At 62.2% G+C, this 20,110-nt stretch carries 13 protein-coding genes; all 13 read right to left on the reverse strand.

All coding sequences use genetic code 11. The annotated features are described in order from the left end of the window. Positions 1-221 precede the first annotated feature (221 nt). The gene (locus DR039_RS02960) at positions 222-974 is read right to left on the reverse strand and encodes a variant leucine-rich repeat-containing protein (protein ID WP_111835879.1); all 753 of its coding nucleotides are present in this window, start codon (positions 972-974) and stop codon (positions 222-224) included. Positions 975-1,056: 82 nt separating this feature from the next. After that, the gene (locus DR039_RS02965) at positions 1,057-2,262 is read right to left on the reverse strand and encodes a variant leucine-rich repeat-containing protein (protein WP_111835880.1); all 1,206 of its coding nucleotides are present in this window, start codon (positions 2,260-2,262) and stop codon (positions 1,057-1,059) included. Positions 2,263-2,428: 166 nt separating this feature from the next. Then, positions 2,429-5,200, reverse strand: coding sequence for a hypothetical protein (locus DR039_RS11360; protein ID WP_174887823.1), 2,772 nt, complete (start codon positions 5,198-5,200; stop codon positions 2,429-2,431). A gap of 309 nt (positions 5,201-5,509) precedes the next feature. Continuing rightward, positions 5,510-5,803, reverse strand: a complete 294-nt coding sequence (locus tag DR039_RS02975; protein WP_111835881.1) for a WXG100 family type VII secretion target — start codon at positions 5,801-5,803, stop codon at positions 5,510-5,512. A 135-nt stretch (positions 5,804-5,938) separates the two neighbouring features. Then, complete coding sequence (locus tag DR039_RS02980) at positions 5,939-6,502, reverse strand: hypothetical protein (RefSeq protein ID WP_111835882.1); 564 nt, start codon at positions 6,500-6,502, stop codon at positions 5,939-5,941. Next, positions 6,499-7,128: a hypothetical protein gene (locus DR039_RS02985; RefSeq protein WP_126622311.1), complete on the reverse strand. Its 630-nt coding sequence runs from the start codon at positions 7,126-7,128 to the stop codon at positions 6,499-6,501. Before DR039_RS02985 ends, DR039_RS02980 begins: the two co-directional genes overlap by 4 nt. 31 nt (positions 7,129-7,159) lie before the next feature. Next, a complete protein-coding gene (locus DR039_RS02990) occupies positions 7,160-8,602 on the reverse strand; it encodes an AAA family ATPase (RefSeq protein WP_111835884.1) in 1,443 nt (480 codons plus the stop codon). Beyond that, on the reverse strand, positions 8,602-10,539 hold the full coding sequence (locus DR039_RS02995; RefSeq protein ID WP_111835885.1) for a hypothetical protein: 1,938 nt from the start codon (positions 10,537-10,539) through the stop codon (positions 8,602-8,604). The genes DR039_RS02990 and DR039_RS02995 overlap by 1 nt, the downstream gene beginning before the upstream one ends. A 152-nt stretch (positions 10,540-10,691) precedes the next feature. After that, on the reverse strand, positions 10,692-15,167 hold the full coding sequence (locus tag DR039_RS03000; RefSeq protein ID WP_111835886.1) for an FtsK/SpoIIIE domain-containing protein: 4,476 nt from the start codon (positions 15,165-15,167) through the stop codon (positions 10,692-10,694). Continuing rightward, positions 15,164-15,937: an FHA domain-containing protein gene (locus DR039_RS03005; RefSeq protein WP_229116748.1), complete on the reverse strand. Its 774-nt coding sequence runs from the start codon at positions 15,935-15,937 to the stop codon at positions 15,164-15,166. Before DR039_RS03005 ends, DR039_RS03000 begins: the two co-directional genes overlap by 4 nt. After that, entirely contained in the window at positions 15,934-17,643 is a 1,710-nt protein-coding gene (locus tag DR039_RS03010; protein ID WP_111835887.1) for a serine/threonine-protein kinase, read from the reverse strand. The genes DR039_RS03005 and DR039_RS03010 overlap by 4 nt, the downstream gene beginning before the upstream one ends. Then, positions 17,636-19,264: an FHA domain-containing protein gene (locus DR039_RS03015; RefSeq protein WP_111835888.1), complete on the reverse strand. Its 1,629-nt coding sequence runs from the start codon at positions 19,262-19,264 to the stop codon at positions 17,636-17,638. Before DR039_RS03015 ends, DR039_RS03010 begins: the two co-directional genes overlap by 8 nt. Beyond that, entirely contained in the window at positions 19,261-20,073 is an 813-nt protein-coding gene (locus tag DR039_RS03020; RefSeq protein ID WP_170166916.1) for a PP2C family protein-serine/threonine phosphatase, read from the reverse strand. Before DR039_RS03020 ends, DR039_RS03015 begins: the two co-directional genes overlap by 4 nt. Positions 20,074-20,110: the final 37 nt, after the last annotated feature.

A 20,110-nucleotide genomic window follows, 5' to 3' on the forward strand; every position in this document is an offset into this window, starting at 1 on the left:
ACTGTATGCGTAAGCACTGCCAGATCGCCCCGACGAGCCATTGGCAGCGAACGGGGAACCCTCATGCTGACTGGGACCTGGGGGAAACATCTGTGCCTTCCAGTGGTCATGGCTGGCCTGACCACAGCGTCGGTGCCGTGAGGCGAGGGTTACACATCCGGCAGGATACGCGATGCCTGCATCCTTCACATGAAACTGAGCTTAACCGGTACCGGCAGCGGTCAGAAGGTGCTGTACCGCTCTCGGGAGATGGTGAAACCGTGGCCGGTCTGCTGGTTCCAGCAGGTCAATCCCGTGGTCTGCGAAGTACAGGCGAAGACACCATTCTTGGCACTGGAACCGTAGTCAATCCGAGTCACTTGCTGGCCGGGTACGCCAAGGAACTGCTGTGCGCAAGCTAGCTGTGGAGCAGCGTCTCCCACGGTGATGGAGAAATGTTGACTGTCACAGTCCTCTTGACCGTTTTCGGCGTACAGTCGCTCGAGAATCGAGCAAGAGACATCGTGTTCATGGAATTCACAAGAAATGTTCTGCGAGGGCGTGTCAATAAGTCTTGCACGCTTGGCACCTTCTGGCGCAGGACTTGCTAGCGCAGGCGTGGTCTCGACAGGAACAGATTTTGCCTTTTTATGCGAAGAGCCAGAGAACGCGTTAGAAGCCGCTAGGAAGCAGGAACGCGCGCCGAATAAGATCACTGCCACGATGAGCAAGGCTCCAATTAAGAGCACCCACTTACGGGTGCGCGGCACCGGCTGCCCGGGCGACTCATGACTGGCCTGCTCCTCCTCCCACTGCTTCCTGATCCGATCGTTCTGACTCAAGATCCAGTTCCGCGTCGCTGGCGGACAGCTCGGGTTGTGAATCAACTCGACGTACAGCTCTGGGAAGTTATCGGCCAACTGGTCCAGCAACTCCGCAGGGGTAGCCGGGTCCTTTGCCAAACGGCGAGCTTCTTTAGGGTCTTGGATAAGCATGCTGGCCTCCACGCGATGTAATTGCTGGGAATGGGGAGAAACTAGAGGCAATATAGCCTAGTTAACAGCGGCCTGCGCTAAATCAGAAGGTCTCATAGCCCTCGCGGGCAATCTTGAAGCCATGCCCCGTCCACTGGTTCCAGCAGGAGACGCCGGAGTTCTCCACCAGGCAGGCGTAGTTCTTGGATGCGGCGAACTGGTTGGCGGAAACCCGCTGCACGAACTGGCCCGGCGAACCCAAGAATGACTGCTCGCAAACCAGTGCTGGGGACTCGTTGCCAACAGAGATTGAGAACAGTCTGCCGGCGCAGTCAGGCTGACCGCTCTGGGCATATGAGCGCTCGGCGATAGAGCATGAGGCGGCGTAGTCGCTGAGTTCGCAGGAGATGTTCTGGGTCGGGGTGTCGAACAGTGCCGCATGGTAGGCGTTGTCCGGGGCTGGCCGGACTTTCCGCCCCGATGGCGTGCTGCTTGGGGTGGGTGTGGGTGAGGCGCTTGCAGGTTCCTTGGTGGCGGCCTGCTGGGGCGCCGCCTGTTCCGTGGCTGCCTGGTGGGTGGCCGGAGCATCAGCTGCCTGCTGGTTGGCTGCCTTGGCGTCGTCGCCGCCGCGCAGTTTGCTGCCCAGCAGGACGCCTCCCCCAGCCACCAGCAGCAGCACAGCCGCAATCGCGACCCACCGCCAAGCAGAGCCGTTTTGCTGTGGCGGCACGGGTTGAGGATTGACGGTGGTGACGACGCCGCCGAGCCCGCTGCTAGGCGCCGCTGTCCAGGCAGCGGCGGGCAACATTTCCCAACCACCCATGCTGGACGCCTCGGCGGTGGGCACCGTCAGCGGGTCCATTGCTGGCAGCACCGCAGTGTGGGGTGAGGGCTGCGTTGGATCCGGCATGGGGGCGTAGGCGGTGGCGCCGGACCAGGCCGTGGAATACGCAGCGGGGGTAGCTGCAAAGGCCGGTGAGCCCGCAGTAGGCCCGTTGTAGACGGCGGATGCGAGGTCGGCGGTCTCGGCTGTCGCTAGATCCGCAGTGGGCGCGGCCACCGGCGGGGTTGTCTGGGCAGGAGCCGCCGCGGGGCTGGAGGCGCTGGCCCCTAGGTGTGCCGCCTGCCAAGTTGCCAGAGCTTGCGGGTTGGCCTGCGCGATCCAGGAGCGGAGCCCAGAGGTGCAACTGGGGTTGAACAGCACGTCAAGGTGGAGCTCGGGGGAGGCTGCGGCAATCTCGTAAAGCCGCTGCACGGAGGTGGCCGGATCGCGCGCCTCAAAGGACTTAAGGGTGTTTTGCGAGCTCATGGCTTCCCTGGGGATGGATTCCTTTGGCGGTGGGCTAAGCCCTCACGCATGCTTACAAACGAGCCCCAGGCGATATTCGACCCGGAGACTCTATGCCAGGCTAGCAGTTGGCCGTGGTCCTCTGCTGTGCTGGGGACCACGGCCAACTCATTGGGGCCCTTGTGCGTCAATCGCCCCAGGAAGCTTGGGACTTGTTGACCTCCACCACGGGTTCACCACCATCGGCAGGGAACTTGATCTCACCGGTCATCAAATACTTGACCTTATCCTCCTTGGGCTTGGGCGTCCAGGTGGTGGGCGCCGGTTTGTACTTGAAGGTAATGGAGCCGCTGGTGAAGCTTGTGCCTTTGGTGATCGTGACCTTGGTGGCCTTGGAATGGACCGACATGCTCTCCATCTTGGTCTGACGGAGTTCGTAGGGGCATTGCTTGTCCTGGTTGTGCTGGGTGGTCACACAAGCTGCAGCCTGGTCGTTCACGGCCTTAAGCACGAGCTCCTCAAGCTTGGCGTTGCCCTTGGTTGTCACGTGGACGGGCTCTCCTGCCAACTTGCCAGTCTGCACTCTGGGCTCAGACCTCAAGCTGGTCACCTCCGGCTCAAGATAGGTGGCGGTCTTCGACGGCAGGGCCAGGCTGTAGATGCCGAAGTAAGCGTACTGCTCCACTACCTGAAGGTTTCCGGGCTCCGTAACGGTCGGGAAGTCGATCGGCACACCTGACACTACGATCTGGTTGACCTCATCAGAGGTCAGGTTGAATTTGGTGATCGCAGGAGTCTGGATCTTCCAGGTGCGCAGGAAACCGTACTCCTTGGGGCCTTCAGTGACCTCGAGGTCAAATTCTGAGAGCTTGCCGTCCAGGCTCACGGAGGCGGTGACCAGGTGGTCCTTGGACTCAATCTTTGAAGGCTTCACGTCGTTGACAACGATGCGGCTGCTGGCTCCTTGCAAGGCGGCGTCGGTCAGCAAGAGGCGTTGTTGGTTCGGCACTCCTGGATCGACGACGGCGTTGGCCTCGCTGGCCTTGCCGTCTGCGATCAGCTGGAGGTAGGCCCGCACTGCCACCTCCGGAGTGCGCTTGGAGTTCATGTAGGTGATGGTGCCGAAGGCTCCGGCCAGAAGCAGACCTAGCACCAGCGCGCTCAGGCCAATGCGTTTGACGCGCTTGCGGGTGGCTGGGTCCATGGGTTTGGGCTCGGGCAGAGGCGCGGTGACCGGCTGCGTGACTGCGGCACTGGGCGTCGTCGGGAAACCACCGGTCTGCGCAGCCACCGGGAACCCACCGGTCGGCGCCGCTCCCGGGAACCCACCAGTCGGCGCCACCCCCGGCGTCGTCGGGAAACCACCGGTCTGCGCAGCTACCGGGAACCCACCGGCCTGCGCATCTGCTGGGAACCCACCGGTCGGCGCCACTCCCGGCGTCGTCGGGAAACCACCGGTCTGCGCGGCCACCGGGAACCCACCAGTCGGCGCCGCTCCCGGCGCCATCGTTGTCCCCTGAACCCATGCGCCAAGGGCAGCTGAGCCTGCGCACAGGCGCAGCAGCGTCGGGGAGGTGTTGTATAGGAAGGTTGGGAGGTACTCAGCTGCCACCGAGGCTAGCGCCATGAGGAGCGCGAAGGTCATGGAGGACCACCAGGTAATGCTGACTCCCATGGAGTGCTCTTGTCCCAGCCCGGAGATGTCCAGGTGCGCGGGCGCAAGCAGGTGCATGAACACTAGGGCCACCACCCAGGCGAGCGCTGGCAGCTGCCAGGTGCGGCTCAGGTCTGGGACGGCAAGACGCTGACGGCGGGTGCCCACGCGCACGGCGATGACCACCAGCAGGACCAGCATCACCAGGAAGAGCAGCACCGACCAGCCTCCCATGAGGTTCCAGACGAACTGTGCCTTGCTGATGTCCTTGCCACCGTTGTCGCCGCCAAACATATTGGAAAGGGAGTTGGTGTTCACACGTAGCGCACCGAATGACCCTAGCGCCACCAGCGCCGTCATCAGATTGCCCAGGTAGACCGGGAGGAAGGCGATGGTGCCAGCGGCGTCCTGAGAGATAAGGAAAATAGCATCGCCTACTAAAGCCACGGGCGCCAGCACGACGCCGACAGACCAGAGCATGGCGCCAAGCTCACGCAGAGGAGTGGCAGCAGGTGCGGGCAGGCGCGAGAACAGCAGATCCCCGGCACGGCCCAGGAACTGCGCCAGGAAGACCAGCAGCAACACCATCGCGAAGATGCCAAAGAAGGAGCCCGCAAGCTCCATGTTGGTGTCGCCACTCTTGACGGAGGACTTCAGGAGGCCCAGCAGAATCGCGCTAACCAGGGAGATGGCCAAGGCCTCGGCACCGCTGCGCATTGCCACAGCGCTCAAGGGCGCCAGCGAGCCGTCCACCTGCCGACGACGGCGGGTGAGCAGGAAGATCCCGGCTCCGATCAGTCCGAGGGTTCCCATTGCTAGAAGAGTCAGGTTGGCGTCAGCCTGGATGAAGAAGGCTTGCTGCTTGGTGTTGAGCTTTCCTGAGAGCGTCATGCCGATGGCCACCGGCAGCAGGTCAGAGAAGCCCGGAGCGTTTTTAGCCGACGATGCACCAGCGCACAGCAGGATGCCGCTGAGCATCGCGCCGCCTAGAACGGTTAAGAAGGTGAACAGGGTGGTCAGCTGTGCTGCTGTTGTGGCGAAGGGGCGGAAGGCTAGGTTCACCGGGTGGTCTGCGGGGAATGCAGGGGCTGCCGGTGGGGCTATCGGCTGGGCGGGCGGTTGGGCTATAGCTGCCTGCGCGGCTTGGGGCATAGCTGTCGGCTGCGCTGGCATCACGGGTACAGCCACAGGCGGCACCGGGGCAGCAGGAGCCGCTGGATCATATGCCGGCGCGGCCGGATCGACGACGGGCGGAGGGACGCTACCGCCCAGGGGCCATTGGTGGTTTTCAGGGATCTCAGTCATGGCGTTCGGCTTGATTTCCTTATTCTCAGGGGATGCGTGGGACAAGCGGGTCACCCACGCGGCTAGGTCCAAGTGTTTCAGTCGGCTCAGGCCTTGCAGACCTCCACGACGTCGACGACAAGCACGGTTATGTTGTCATAACCGCCAGCCTCAAGCGCCAACTTGGAAGCCTGATCGCCAAAACGGTGACCGCCCATGCCCCAGCACCACGAAGCGTCCTATGAGCCTGGTGCCTCAGTGGAGGGTGGACAAAACACAGCGGCGGCCGCCCCGTTCAGTGGGGTCGGCCGCCGCCGCAGTTGCTGCAGGTCAGCCCATCTGGCTGGCGATCTGCTGGTCGGTCTCGCGGTAGGCGTTGGCCATGTTACGCAGGTTGCCGGCCAGGGTGCCCAGGGTCTCGATGGTGCGGTTGGCGCTCTGGACGAAGTCGTTCACCGTGGTCTCGAAGGCCCCGGAGGCGGAGTCGGTAACGAATCCGGAGGAGACCAGGCTCTGGACCTGGTTCTGGGACTGGTGCAGCTGGTTGGTGATGGAGTCGCGAGCCTGCTCAAGGCGGCTGGCCTGCTGGTCCATCTCATCGTAGGTCACGTTAATGTTGGCCATTTTGGCTTCCTTTCAGGTGGTGGATCGGGCGGGGTGCCCGCTCCTTGGGTGTGGTTTGTTGTTGGAATGGAGTCTGCCCGGACTGCCCTTCCCTCTCAATGGGGATTGAGCACCATGTGGCAGGATTACAAAGCTCTAGGGTTCGACGTCGATGGTGGTCAACAAATCTTCAACCGCGGGGATTACCTCTGCTAGAGAATCGAAGGAGTCACCCACCCAGGTGCGAGTAACCAAATCCACCGGCCCCAGGCGCATCGCATGCATCGCGAAAAGCGGCAAGCTGCCATCTACCTCTGTATCCGCGGTCTTCATCGCACCGACAGCCCGATAAATCGTGCGCCCACCCTCGGCCTGCACTGTGTCATAGACATGCGGACCACGCTCATTCTTTCCCACGAGGATTAGCGAAGGCAAGGTCTCCGATTCCTCCCCTTCTGCCTCGAACTCCAGTAGGTCTAGGACTACCGGGACCAGGCGCAGCAGCGGCACGAATAACAGTCTAGTTACCGCGTCTGGATCACGCGGAGCCTGGGCGGCGCTGGCCGCGATATCGCGAAATCCAGCTAGGTCTTTCGCCTCGGTGTAGACCAGGTCTGAGCATTCCGCGCTAAGCCAGGACGCCATAGAGGCAGGGTCAGCGGCGAGCGCCGGCGTAGGAAGCTGAAGCCAGTCGGCTCCTAGTTGCATCACGTATTTCATGCGAACCTCACCGAACTCACGATTGCGTCGCACATGCGCACCAGCGCGTCAGCGATCTCCTGTGCCTCCGGGGATGAGTTGGACATGATCTGCCCCACGAAAACCATCCAGTCCTGCTTCTGGTCAGGGTGCCCCACGTAATAGGTCAAGGTGCGCCGCTGAGCACTTAGATTATCCAGGTTCTGATCAGCCAGCTCTGACACCTGTCGGGATGACTCATTTACCGAGTCAAGAAGGTCCTGCGTCGCATCTTCGGTCACCATGGTTCGCAAAGCCACCAGGTCGCCCGACTCTAGTACTACGGCCCCCGGAGTGGTGGACGCTACCGCCACCAGGGTCTCCATGGGATCATCACAATTCTCAGGGAAAGGCATCAGTGTCAAAGAGGTGCCGGTGCGAACCCCGGCCACAGGATCTACTTCCATTAGAAACTGCAAGGCCCCATTGCTCTTAGCATGCTCTAGGCTGCTACGAATCTGGGCAGCCACTGTTCGCCTCGCACGCTCCGCCTCTGTGGGAGCACCGGCAAACATCCGCCTGGTGACCTGATCTACCTGGAGGCCAAGGGACCCAGACAGATCCAGCGCAACCCAATTATCAGGCAGCACATACTCGATCTCACGCATCACAGAGCCTTTCTATTCGGCAAATCGAGGATCATTTCTTCCCACCTTGCCCGATGAGCACCTTACCAGCACTCCAAACACGCTGCGGCAGGAAGTAATCCTTGCTCGGATCATATTTATTCGAGAACACGTCCACCCCTAGCCCAGTGAGATCCTTGTAAAGGGTCTTGGTTACCTGGTCCGAAAGGCGCAGCACTGTGGCTCCACCCTCACCCGTAAAACCAAGCTTCCGCAGCGCGTCGTAACTCATGGTGTTAGAGAACTTGCTAGCTTTTTCGAGGATAGGCTTGGCCACAATGCTGGGAACATCACCTTTGAGCGCGTCCTTCGCCACCCCCAAACCGTCCTTGATACGGTTAGTAGTCACTTTCTTGGCAGCTTCCTTAGCAGCCTGTTTGGTCGCTTCGGTAGCCCCTTCCTTGGCGGCCTCCTCGGCAGCTTTTTTAGCCGCTTCCTTGGCCGTTTGCTTACCCAATCCAGTACTCTTTTCCCAAGCCTGCTCCAAGGCAGACTTGGCAGACGCGGTCTTAGAAGCACCGTCAGCAGCCTTGGCAGCCTTCGCGGCCTTAGCTGCCGCAGCAGCCCCCTTCACCCCAAAGGCAGCCAGGGCCACGTCTATACCATTTACAGCGAGCTTGGTAAAAAACTCCCCCCAGGTCTTCTTACCGTCCGCCACATCCCTGCCATCCACAGCAGCTTGAGCCGCCATGGTCATCACTGATACTGTTAAGGCCGCTATTGCAACTATTAAGGCTATCTGCCCCCCTGGCACAAAGATCATCACAATCAATCCGATTACTGCGAGAATAGTCCCCAACGCATTTAGGAAAGGCAGAATCTTTTCACATATGTCAGCGATGGCACGAGCAAGACCACAGATCTTATCCCACCAGGAGTCCTTCAAGCCACTTCGATTGACGAGTTCTTGCAGTTTGCCCGCCGCCGTCTGAGCGGCGCGGTTCCGATCATCTATCGCGTCTTGCAGCCTGCGCCTAGCGGCACCCACCTGCTCGTATTCGTACTTGAGTTTACCATCGTACTTCATAAACTCAGCACGTAACTCATTGCGTTGCTGCGGATCCTGGGAAGCGTTGTACTGCTCTCGCACCATCTCACGGCGACGGAGAGCGTTTTCACCTTCGGCCCGGTGGATACGCGCATTATTCAGCTCTTGTAGAGAAATCTCTTGTGCGTCCTCTAGAACCTCAACATAGGGATTTAGAGCGTCGTCCACCCCACCACAGATCGTCCGAGCCTTTTTGATCTTTTCCGCTAGCTCATCACATTTCTGTCGTATCTTGTGGATCGCCTCTCCCTGGCCATTGATGGAGATATTGCGCAGGTGAGATTCAGCTTTGCTGATCTCATCGGCAATGTCATGAAAGGTCTTAGCAGAGCCCGCTACTGTCAAGGGATCACCGGGCACTGGGTCCCTGTCGTATCCGATTGGGGACCAGTCAGTAGGACGCGTCATCAGTTGTTCTCCTTCGAGCTCATGAGACGATCACGCAAACGCCGCGCCTCATCGTTTCGTCGGGCTTCCTCGGCCCCTGTCAGGCCACCCCGGCCACCGGCAGCACTCATGCCTGCTGCCATACCCATGCCGCCCATCATGTGAGCATTCCGGCGCTCCTTCGAGACCTCTTCCTTTGCCACGGCAGCACTGGCGTCCGCGGTGGTGGAGGAGGCGCCATTGGGTCCCTCCACTCCAGGTTGATGGGTGGAGCCTCCGGGCAGCGGACCTCCCAGGTCCAGAGGGCCGCCGGAGGAAGTGCTGCCCGTCGGTACCCCCAGGGCATCTCCGAGTCCCGCACTGCTTCCAGCGGGCAGCGCGCCTCCAAGATCGCCCTTTGAGCCTGGACTGGCAGCCAAGGACGCCCTTAGCTCTTCTCCTGCCTTGCTGGGAAGATCGTCAGGTAGAGGAAGGCCAGTGCCTAAGCCTGGGCCTTTACTACTGTCATCTTTGCCAGCTCCAGCCAAAGCTTCACGCAACTCTGAGCCTGAAGACTCGGGTCTTTGTGCTTGAGGCCCTAACTCTGGGTCTAGGTCCTTCAACAAGGTGTCGATGAGGTTCTTTCGGTCAGTTGCCTGGCGCTGACCGAAACCATCTCGGTTCTCCGGTGCAATATCACCGAATGAGTCACGCAAACTGCCTCGACCGTCCGCGAGGTTCACCCCTGTAGAAGGATCTGTGCCGCCGGAACGGCTCAAAGTAGCCAACGTGGCGAGCGCCGCTAATCCGATACCGGAAACCCCAGCAACGGTCAGCGTGGGGTCACCGCCGCCCGCACCGCCACTGAGCGCCACATCCACCAGGTCACCAAAGAGCTCCTTGACCTTGTTCATCGCCTCCTGGGTACGGCTGTCTAATGCCGGTGCTTTCGGGGCGGAGCCGTCCACGATGCCCGGGAGCTTCCCATCCTCCCCCTTAAGCCCAGCCTGCGAACCAGTCAGGTCACCGGGCTTAACCGGAACCTGATTCAAGCCAATGAGGTTGCCCTTCTCGTCATACTCCGGCTTAAGGTCAGCGATATCCACCACTTTGCCCTTGGAATCAACCACAGCGGAAATCGTCGGTGGCTCGTCTTGGGAGCCCAGCAAGGTGCCGATCCCATCGACCTTGCCCAGAGGCCGCTGCACTTGACCATCGACGGCGAAAACCGGCAGACCCTTTTCCTTGAGTTCCTTCTGGATCGCCGCATTAGCTGGGGTGTCATCAATGCGGTTGGGATCCTTGTGGGGGTCTGTAGTGGCATCGCCCAGGTGACCGCCGTCGCCGGTACCGTCAACAACCTTGGCGTCTTTGGTCCCAGGGGGCAGGTCTTTGCCTAGGTCTGCCTTGGTTCCTGCGTTACCAACCTGGTTGGCGTCCGGGTGCTCCTCCGTCTGAGTCCCGCCCAGACTGGCACCTCCGCCTCCACCACTGACCTGGTTCACTCCCTTAGCGGAACCAGTTTCAGTTCCTCCGAGAATAGCGCCGCCGCCCGCAGAGGAAACGGTCGGAGTACCGCCGCCACCACCAGTGCCACCGCCGCCGCCACCCGACGGAGCGGACTGGCCAGTTCCACCGTCTTCGCCCGGCTTCGGCTGTTCACCATCTTTTGGTTTTGGATGGTTGGTTTCCTTCTCCGTTGGCTTTTGGGTGGACTCTTGCTCAACCTTGTCGAAGGCTTCCTTAGTGGTGCGGAGCAATTTCAGGTGCGCGTCAATGGCCCGCTGGATCCGATCACGGTTTACCGACCATTGAGAGATGAAATCTGTGCAGGCGCTAGCCAGGCCTGGGTGCCCAACTGCCTTGGCAAGCTCATCACCCACCGACTTCATGCCCTCAAAGCCGCTCTTCGTACGAGCTAGGCCTTCGATGGCGTTCTCAAAGTCAGCATCCGTTACCTTCAAATCAGGACCAGCCATGCTCTTTCCTCCTCGGACTAGCGATTAAGGCGGCAGACCGCCGGGACGCGGGGTATGGGGACCGAAGCCAGTGCTCCGGCATCTGAAGCGATCGTATGGCTGAGACCTTCACCGGACTATGGGGATCGTCCCCCATCGGCCAGATCCTGCGACTAAGCCTCCATCAGCGGCACTTGCACCTTGGTGGCTTTAGAGGCCTGCACCCAGTAGCCACGCCCGATCGGCATTTCCCCGCGCCGCACCTTGGGGATGGAGGTCCGCAGGATCATGTCGCCGTCAGCAGAGTCTGGTTGCAGCAGCAAACCTGTGCGTGCACTGCGAATCTCCTGCAGCAGCGGCCAGGAGGAGTTCCAGCCCGAGGTCTCCCCTTCCGCCACCACCAAATGTCCGTTGCGCTTGGCCTTCTTAACAGCGTCGATGAGCTTGGCTTCCAATGGCCCCTGCAGGAACTCGGGATAACCCTCAATGAACAAAGCCACCGTTGGATGACCTGGACGGGCCTCCTGCTCAAGCGTCGGCACAATCCGCTCCAAGGCCTCCTTAATTCGCTCCTCACCGGAAACAGACAGGTCCCAAAGGTCTTCCAGGCCTGCCAGTGGCGAACGCCGCGAGGCGATATGCACACGTACGGCGTCGGCATCCCAGCCCTTGACGGCCGTGGCCATCCAACGCACCGCATTGGTGGTGCCAGACTGCGGAGGACCCGCCACCAGCATCACGCCCACCGCTTCGAAAGGATGCGGAGCCAGCGTATCCGAAGACATACCAATCACCGGGCGGCCCGCCACCACCGGATGCAGATCCTTCGCCGTCAAATCTGCAGGCAAACGCTTGATTCCCGGTGGCCGCTGCCGTCCACGCGACTCTAGATATTTGCCAAAAGTCTCCAACTCGCGGGCTTGTGCCAGCACATCCGGGGACTGGCCTAAGATCGCCAGTTGCATCTCCTGCGGGTTATCCGCCTGCATGGCTCGCCCTGGCGGGCTATTCGGATTAAGCACATCCTTAGGCAGTCCGAAATACATATACCCGTCTTCGTCACTCTGACGCAGCACTACCTTGCGGAGGAAAGAACTGGCCATCGCAGAGGTCACTGCCTGCGGACGCTCCGCCGTGCCCGCCACATGCACACCCACAGCGCGGCCATCCACCAGCAGCCGCCCAAAGACGTCCAGGATTGCCATGCCGTCCACAGTCTTCTCCAGCTCACCACGCCAGGCCCCAATACCGTCCACCAGCAGCAGGATGCGCGGCTCGGCCATATTGCCGCTGATCTCGCGGTAGTCGGTGATCGTGCCCGCGTGCGCTGCAGAGTAACGGTCAGCGCGCTCATCCACGATCTGCGTGAGTAGCTTCAGGAGTCGCTGCACTCGCTCAGAGTCGTCAGAGTCCACGATTGCCCCCACATGTGGCAATGCCTCCAACATCTGCAGCGATCCGCCTGCGGCGTCGATGCCATACACCTCCACCGGACCCGACTTAGGGGTGATCGCCGCGGCCACCGCCAAGGTGCGCAAAGCCGTTGATTTTCCCGAACCGCCAGCACCGTAGAAGACAATATTGCCGTCAACATCCGGGCGGTAGTACTCCGAGTGCTGCGCCTGGTTATCCGGGTCATCCACCACTCCCAGCAGCAGTTCCGTGTCACGCCGCTGAGAAAGGTGATTCAAGTCGTAGCTGGTGGCCAGCTCCGGCAGCCAAGGCTTGCGGGGCAGCGGCAGCCCAGCCAGGTCCGCTGCCTTAGCCAAGGTGTCCACCACGCGGTCAATGTCCTGGGCAATGTCCTCCGCACGGTTCTCGTGGCGAGGCACCTGCCAAGGCCGTGGCACCCCAAAGGTCAGCTCCTCCACGGACACCTGCGCCACCGGCACCTCTGAGCTTGTGCGCGCCCCCGGGTAGGCAGACTGGAACTGCTTGATCCTCCCTGGCCCGGTTTTCGCAGCCCCACGCCCCGGAATCTCCGGGGGGAAATGCGCAGCGCTTTTGACCCCCAACACGTCCTGTGAATCTGACTCATCTGCCATGCGCAAGGCCACACGCAGGTTCGTATTGGCGCGCAAATTGTCCTTAATGACACCCGCAGGCCGCTGCGTTGCCAGGATTAGGTGAAGCCCCAAAGAGCGGCCACGCTGAGCCACATCCACCACGCCGTCGACGAACTCCGGCACCTCACTAACCAGTGCGGCAAACTCGTCCACCACAATCACCAGGCTAGGTGGGCACTCCGGGTCACCGCTTTTCTCCAAGGTGACCAGGTCCTTAGCCCCCTTGGCGTTCAGCAGGTGCTCGCGGTAACGCAGCTCTGCACGCAAAGAGGTAAGTGCGCGCCGCACCATTGCGGGAGACAGGTCCGTCACGATGCCGACGGCGTGTGGCAGGTCCGTGCAGCGAGCAAAAGCAGAACCGCCCTTGTAGTCCACAAATAAGAAAGTCACCCGGTCCGGGGATAGGGCCTGAGCCATGCCCAGCACCCAGGACTGCAGAAACTCTGACTTGCCGGCACCGGTCGTGCCACCCACCAGAGCGTGCGGCCCATGTACCCGCAGGTCCAAAGAAATGGGACCCTCCGCCCCCTGCCCCACCAGAGCAGATAGGGAAACCGGGTGTTTGAGCGGGAAGGTGCCGCTGCGGTCAATCACCGAATGGTTGGCCTTCCACCGCATCACCTGAGCCTCCGGCGAGTCCGCCAACTCCTCCCCCGTCAGGGTCACAAAGGAGATGGCGCGCGGCAGGTCAGACTCGTCGTCCACGGGCACGCCCGCGTCCACAATCGGAGCCAGCACGCGGCCCAGGCCCCGGCTGCGCTCCAAACTCAGGTGCTCGGGCACGACGTCGTTGCTGGAACGCGAGCGGCGCACGAAGCCGACGGTGGTGCCTTCAGGCTGCACGTCCACAAAGGTGCGGCAGGCTGCCGGCAAATCCTTAACATGATCCGCCACCCAGATAATGTGCACACCCACGTCCGGTCCCTGCTCCACCACGCGGTTTAGGCGCGCCCGGTCCACTCCTGCACCATCGACCAACACAACGACGGCTGGCACGGTGGGCTCGTCACCGGAGTCATCTTCATGCTCCGCCGGGCCGCGCAGGCCGGGCGTGCCGGAGCCACCACGGATAGAGATCAGCTCCTCCAGGCGGGCCAGCAAAGCTGTGCCGGTGCTCGGGTCGCAGGCCAGTTGCATGGAGCCAATGGGTGAGTGCGGCGAGGCGGTGTGCGGCAGCCACTCCAACCAGCCCCAACGCCCCTTGCCACGGCTGTCAGTCAGACATACCAGCGCCAACTCGGCTGGAGAGTGCAACAGCACTAATTGCGCCAGGACCGCCTGGGCGACGCCGTCCAGCAGGTCCCGGCGGCCAGCCAAGCCCACAGAGCCGTCCTCCCGCAGGTTGGTGACAATCGGGACCTCAGAGATGAGCTCGTTGCGAGCCTGCACTTCCCGAATCATCTCCTTGTGCACCGGCACTGCGTCGGCGTCGTTGCCGCCATCGAGTTCCGTGCGCGGCACATCTGAGCCCAAGCCCAACCGCAGTTGCAAAAACTCAGGGTGCTCGGGGCGGCGTGACCACAGCATCGGCCCCATCAGCAAGGCATCCGCCATGACCTCTTCTGTGGAGGGATACTGCGCAAGCCTGGCAGCCCGCTCGCGCTCATGCGCTTCCTCCAGGTCCTCACCAGCCTGCTCAATAGCCTCGGAAAAGACCTCCACCTCATGTTTGTAGGCCCGTTTATTCCGAATGCGCTGGTCAATCCAGTTGCCGATCATGATGATTGGGCTCAGGGCCACAAAAATCAGACTCAAAGGATTGCGGCTCATCAAGTACATGGCGGTGCCCATGACCAGGGGAGCCATCATGGCCAGAATCGGGAACCGCACCTTGTCCTTGGGGCGCGGCGCATTCGGCAACTCAATGGTGATCGCAGGCGTGCGCGGCACCACGCGCGGGGAGCGGTTATGCCCTAGGTCCGTGGTGTCAGCGCTGCCGGGAATCTCCGAGGCTGCCACCACCCGGGAGACCCGCAAAGTGGTGCCGCCAATGGTGACCACATCCGTATTGGAGATGCCTTGGCGCTGGACCTTTAGCTCCCCCACCAGCACCCCATTGGCAGAGCCCAGGTCACTGACCTCCACTGTTGCCCCTACGGTAAGGCGCAGGTGGTGCTTGGAAATAAGCGGGTCCTTGCCCAAGGTAATGTCACAGCGGGAAGAGCGGCCAATTTCAGTGGCCCCAACTGGCACCGGGTAGGACTCGCCCGCATGCGGGCCACTCAAGATAGTGACAACCGCCCCCTCCTGTGCTTTCTCACGCCGGGCCGCCCCGACGGAGCGAACCGTCACGATGGCACCCGAACGCAGGCCGGACTCATCAAGGTGCAGAGCTGGGTCAAGCAGACGCCCCTGCACACCACCGCCAATAGAGGCACCAGCCCGCCCGGTGGTGGATACGGGGCCGCCAGCTTCCAATACCTCCAAGGTCACCGAGCGTGGGTCAACCGGGGCGCTAGCCCGGGAGGGACCGGCCCCCGCAAGACCAGCGGCGACGTCACCAATCGTGGCGGTAGCGTCTGCCGTCACCTGGAGGTTCCGGGCCACGCCGGAGGGAGCTGTGACAGTCAGACGGAGCTTCATTTGTTCTCCTTGCTGGCCGCAGCAGAGGCGTCCAGCAGGGGTAGATCCTCAGCCGTGACCAGCCGGGCCGCGAGCGCATAGTCCACCAGGGCGACGCGCCGAAATGAGGCGTGGGCTTGAGGGCCCCCACGTAGGCCTTTGATGCCGACTCGGTCTAGCTTGTCGCAAACGTTGTCCAGCTTGCGGTTAAAGCGGGTCAGACTCCAGCCTAGGCGGGCGGCGGCGTCCACATTTCGGGGCAGGTCCACCGGTCCAGAGCCGACCCGCCGCAGCCAAGGTTCGGCTAAGGCCAGGATCAGCAGATGCTGGCTGGCGGTGAGGTTGACGGCGCCAATAGTGGTTTCCATGTCAGTGCTGCCGTTGGCAGCCATATTGGCGTCATAGGCCGGGCAAGGCACCTTCAGGAGAATCTCATAGGTGGTGGCTCCGGCGGAGAACACGATGGTCATGGCCGGAAAGACCAGTGGTACTCGTGATCCGGGGGCCACATGAGATACGGAAGAGCCGGTTGATTCGGCCACTGAAGCGGCTAGGCGAGAGCCAACATTTGATAGCCACCACAAGCCGTGGGCATGCTCCAGCACCAGGAAGCGCCGGTGCAAGAAAGGGTTGTCGTCGATGGCCAGGTCGCCTTCGCGGCCAACCCGGAAGACTTCCCCCGGCTGCACTCGGTACACCTCTCCGCAGAAGTCGACGACGAGGGGCGCGGCCTGCCCGACTTCGTCTGCTTGCTCCGCTGGTGTGCCCGTTTGGGACGGAATCTCACTCATGGTGTCTCCTGGCACTTAGTTGTGGGGGCGGAGGAGGAGCCGGAAGCGGCGCGCACCACTACCTCGACACAGGTCCGACCGGGTATGGCGTCAACGGTGGCGGTGTGTTCCTTGGTTTCTTTGAGCTGACGTTGATTGGCGGGATCAACCACCGAGTACAAGAAGGTGACGCCAGCGGCGCTCTCGTAGTCCCAGGTGGCAGTCACCTGCTTGCCGTTTACCGCCAACTGGAGGTTGGTGACTCCGACGTCCTGCGCCACCTCCCCACCTGGTCCAACGACGTCGATTTCCGGGGTGGCGGTGGCGGAGACCTTTTTGCTGCCGCCCTCGTTGCGCTGTGAGGACCACACTCCGATGCCTCCAAGCGCTAGTGCCAGCACAGCTGCGGCCACGATGCCCAGGACCAGCCGCCGGGAGGGAGGTGCCTCGCCAGGGTCCTGCGTTGGGGTGCCGTCCTCAGTGTCCCGGGCTGCTTCAGCTTTGCTCTGGACAGGGGCAGCTGGCACCGGCGACGCCGTCGTCTCGCGCCGGAAGTCATCGGTCTTAGAACGCGAGCCGGTGGTCTCCCCGGAGGGAGCTAGGAGGCCTGCGCCGCCAGTTTGGACCAGTGGCCCGCCTGAGTTGGTTAGCGGCTGGCCGGGGCTACCGAGCATCGTGTCGGCGCTGGTCTGTTCCGCCACCTCAGCCAGCGGGATGATAATGCGCGGCTTGAAGCGGGTGGCATCGGCCACCAAGGCATCTTGGGTGCCTTGGTAGGGGTCAATAGCAGTTACTGGCCGCAGGATCGTGTGGTCGGCTTCCCCGGCGCCACCGGTGTCTGGCAGCGCTTGCTCCATGACATCAGCTTCAGTGACGGTCAGGTTCTGGTCCCGCTGGATCTTTTGCAGGTCTCGGACTAAGGCCAAGGCAGTTTGGTAGCGATCAGCGGGCTGTGGGGCCATGGCCGTGCGCAGGACCCGGCGCAGCTGGTCGGGCACGTCTGCGCGCGTAATCGGGGAGATCAGCCCCATTTGGGCGCGGCGCAGCATGTCGGTGCGTTCATTAGAGGCCCCGGCGCTCTGGTCCACATGCGGGGCATGCCCGGTAATCATGGTGTAGACGGTGGCGCCCAGGGCGTATACGTCCGCTGAAGGGGTCAGGGCTTCATCACCGAGTTGCTGCTCATAGGGCGCCCAGGGTGGGGAGGCGCCACCAAAGTCGTCTTCGACCACCTGTGCTTCAATGGGTACGGCGATGCCAAAGTCAGTGAGCACCGGCCGGTTAAAGCTGGTCATGAGGATATTGGCGGGCTTGATATCCCGGTGTAGGTAACCGCTGCGGTGGATGGTCTCCACAGCGGAGCCGATCTGAATCGCGTATTTGAGTACCCGGTCTAGGGAAGGCGGTTCCTGTTTACAGAGCTGCCCCAGATGTGGTGGCGGGCAGTACTCCATGACTATGTAGCCGCGCTGGTCCTTGGTCTGTCCGGCGTCGTACACGGAGACTACGGAGGGGTGGGAGGACAGCAACGCCATGATGTCGGTCTCGCGCTTGAAACGGTCTTTGGCTTCAAGTAGCGCCTCGGCCCGGATTACTTTCACCGCCACGTCTCGTGACGGAGCTTCCTGACGGTAGAGGAAGACGTCGGCAAAACCTCCGGCCCCCAGGAAGCGCATATAGGAGGCTCCGGGGATCTCCGGGGGAATTGGGCGAGAACGCTCAAGCATCGAGGGCCTCCACCGTGATGGTTACTGAGTCCGCCAGGTCCAGCACGTCCCCAATCAGCAGGGGCTCTGGCGTGCCTCGGGTGACACGGCGGGGAGCCTCTCCGCGACGCAGCAAGAAGGTCCCATTGGTGGACCCAAGGTCCTCCACAAGCAATTCCCAGCCGTCGATGCGCACCGCGCAGTGGGTCTTGGAGACGGCTTTTTCTGGGCAGGCCACTGCGAGCAGCTGGGGCATTTCTTCGCCGGGCCTGGGCGTTGCCTGCGGGGCGCGCCCAATGACGACGTCGGAACTAAGCAGAACCTCCTCCTGCGAGGAAGTGCGCAGGCGTCCCAGAACTGGCCGCGGGACCCTCAAGCTGGGGCCGCTCACCGGCAGTCCGCAAACCCTACAAGTCAGGGCCGTGACGGCGTTGGGATGCTCTGCTGGGCACAGCACCGCGAGCACGGTCCCCTGAATATCCGCCACCTGCTGGTTTGGCTCCTCCCCCTGGCTGCCCGAGCGGGAGCGACGCAGTTTGGCGGCTGCCACGGTGCGCCCGTCATGCAACCAATCGACGTCGTCCACTACGACCGGCTCCGCTGGCGGTGACGCTTGCGAAGCAGGCTGATTCGCATTGGCAGCAGTTGCGAGCGGTGGAGTGCTTGCTGCCGAAACTGGTGCGGCTGGCGCCGCAGCAGTGGGGATGCTGGCAGTCGGAGTTGGCTGGCCAGCTTTAGGCACTGCGGTGACGATGCCGGTCTCTGAGTCAGGGGTACGTATTGCCGCCTCAGCTACGTTCACAGCGATGGTGTGGTCTCCGTAGTGGTGGGCGTAGGCGCTGAACTCCTCTGGTGGCGGTTCAAAGGCTGGGGATTCATCGGCACCGATAAGGTCTAGGTGCTCCGGCCCAAGGGTCTGTGAGGAGTTCGGTTCCTCCCCCTGCTCCTGCGGCTCCTCAGCGGCGCTTGCCGCTGGTGCTGTGGCCGGTACAGGCGCAGTTCCAGGGGCGGCGCCTTGGCTGTTGGATCCATCTGCCTCTGAGGCGGGTGCGACCGGTTCAAGCGGCTCAGATTCCTGCTGTGGTGCGGGCACCTTCTCTGGTCCGGAAGGTGCCGACGGCTCGGGCTCAGCTACTGCGGCGGCCTCCGCAGCCGCTGCTGCCTCAGCTGCCTTCACCGGCGAGTCCCCAAGGAGGCTTTCAGCGTTAGCGTTCTCAACGCTCAGACTGAGGCGACTGGCTAGGACTATGCCTGAGCGCAGCGGCCACCCTGACTCCGGGCTAGCTGAGCCAGCCAGGTCCAGGACCAGCTCTGTACCTGTGGGCACCTGCGCTTCTTCCCAGGCGACCGGGCTAGGCGCGTGCAGCAACACCGTGCCGCTGGCATCCAGTAACCGGAACCGCCCCCGCGCCACCGCCCGCCACCCACAGTCTTGAGCAACCACCAGCAGGAAGTCCGGCAGGGCCAGCACTGAGCCGTCGTAGGCCAGCACCAGTTGCCGCAGTAGCTCGGACAGACCGGCCCCGGCGTCAAGTTTCTGCCACAGCGGTTCCAAGAGCTTGCCTGCGCCGTCGAAAGCTAAGGCCCCCGTACCGCTGACGGCAACCTTGACCTCACCTGCCCACCAGCGCGCCACACTCATGGTTGCTCCTCAGGTAGGAAGGCCAGCACAGCTTCACGAGGCACGGTGTCCCCATCCGGGCGCTGGTTAGGGATGGTGTTCTCATCCGTGAACTCAGTCCCCCAGCTGGGAGTGGCTTCCACGACGTCGACGACAAGCACGGTGATGTTGTCATGACCGCCGGCTTCAAGCGCCAATACCAGGAGTCTTTCAGCCGCATCCTGTGGGGAATCCTGCTCACTGAGAACCGCCGCCAAAGCGGCGTCCCGCACCAGGCCACTGAGACCATCCGAGCACACCAGATAACGGTCACCCTGGCTGGCTGGCAGCAACACCTGGTCCACACAGACCACCGGACCAGAACCAGCCCCCAATGCCCGAGTGATGACACTGCGGTCTGGATGATTGCGCGCAGCCTCCACACTGATAAAACCCGCATCAATGAGTTCCTGCACCCGCGAGTGGTCCTTAGTAACCTGCGAGAGCACACCACGGGAGAGCTGATAGGTACGGGAGTCACCAATATTGACCACCCGCAGGCAAGGGCGCTGCCCCTGCGTTGACAGGACCAAACCGGTCAGTGTGGAGCCCGGGGCCACCGAATCCCGCCCTAGGGTATCGACGGAGATAGCCGCCTTAGCCAGGGCCTGCTCCAATTCGCCGGCACTAACAAAGTCCTGCCCCACCAGGGACGCAAAAGCAGACAACGCCAGCTTGGAAGCCTGATCGCCAAAGCGGTGACCACCCATGCCGTCAGCTACCAAGAACACCGGAGAGGCCGCCAAAAAGGAGTCCTCGTTGTGCTCCCGCACAAGACCAGTGTTGGTCACCGCCCCCCACCTAACTTTCAGAAGCGGCTGAGCAGCG

This window comes from Actinomyces bovis (genome assembly GCF_900444995.1).
In the GTDB taxonomy this organism is placed as follows: Bacteria; Actinomycetota; Actinomycetes; order Actinomycetales; family Actinomycetaceae; genus Actinomyces; species Actinomyces bovis.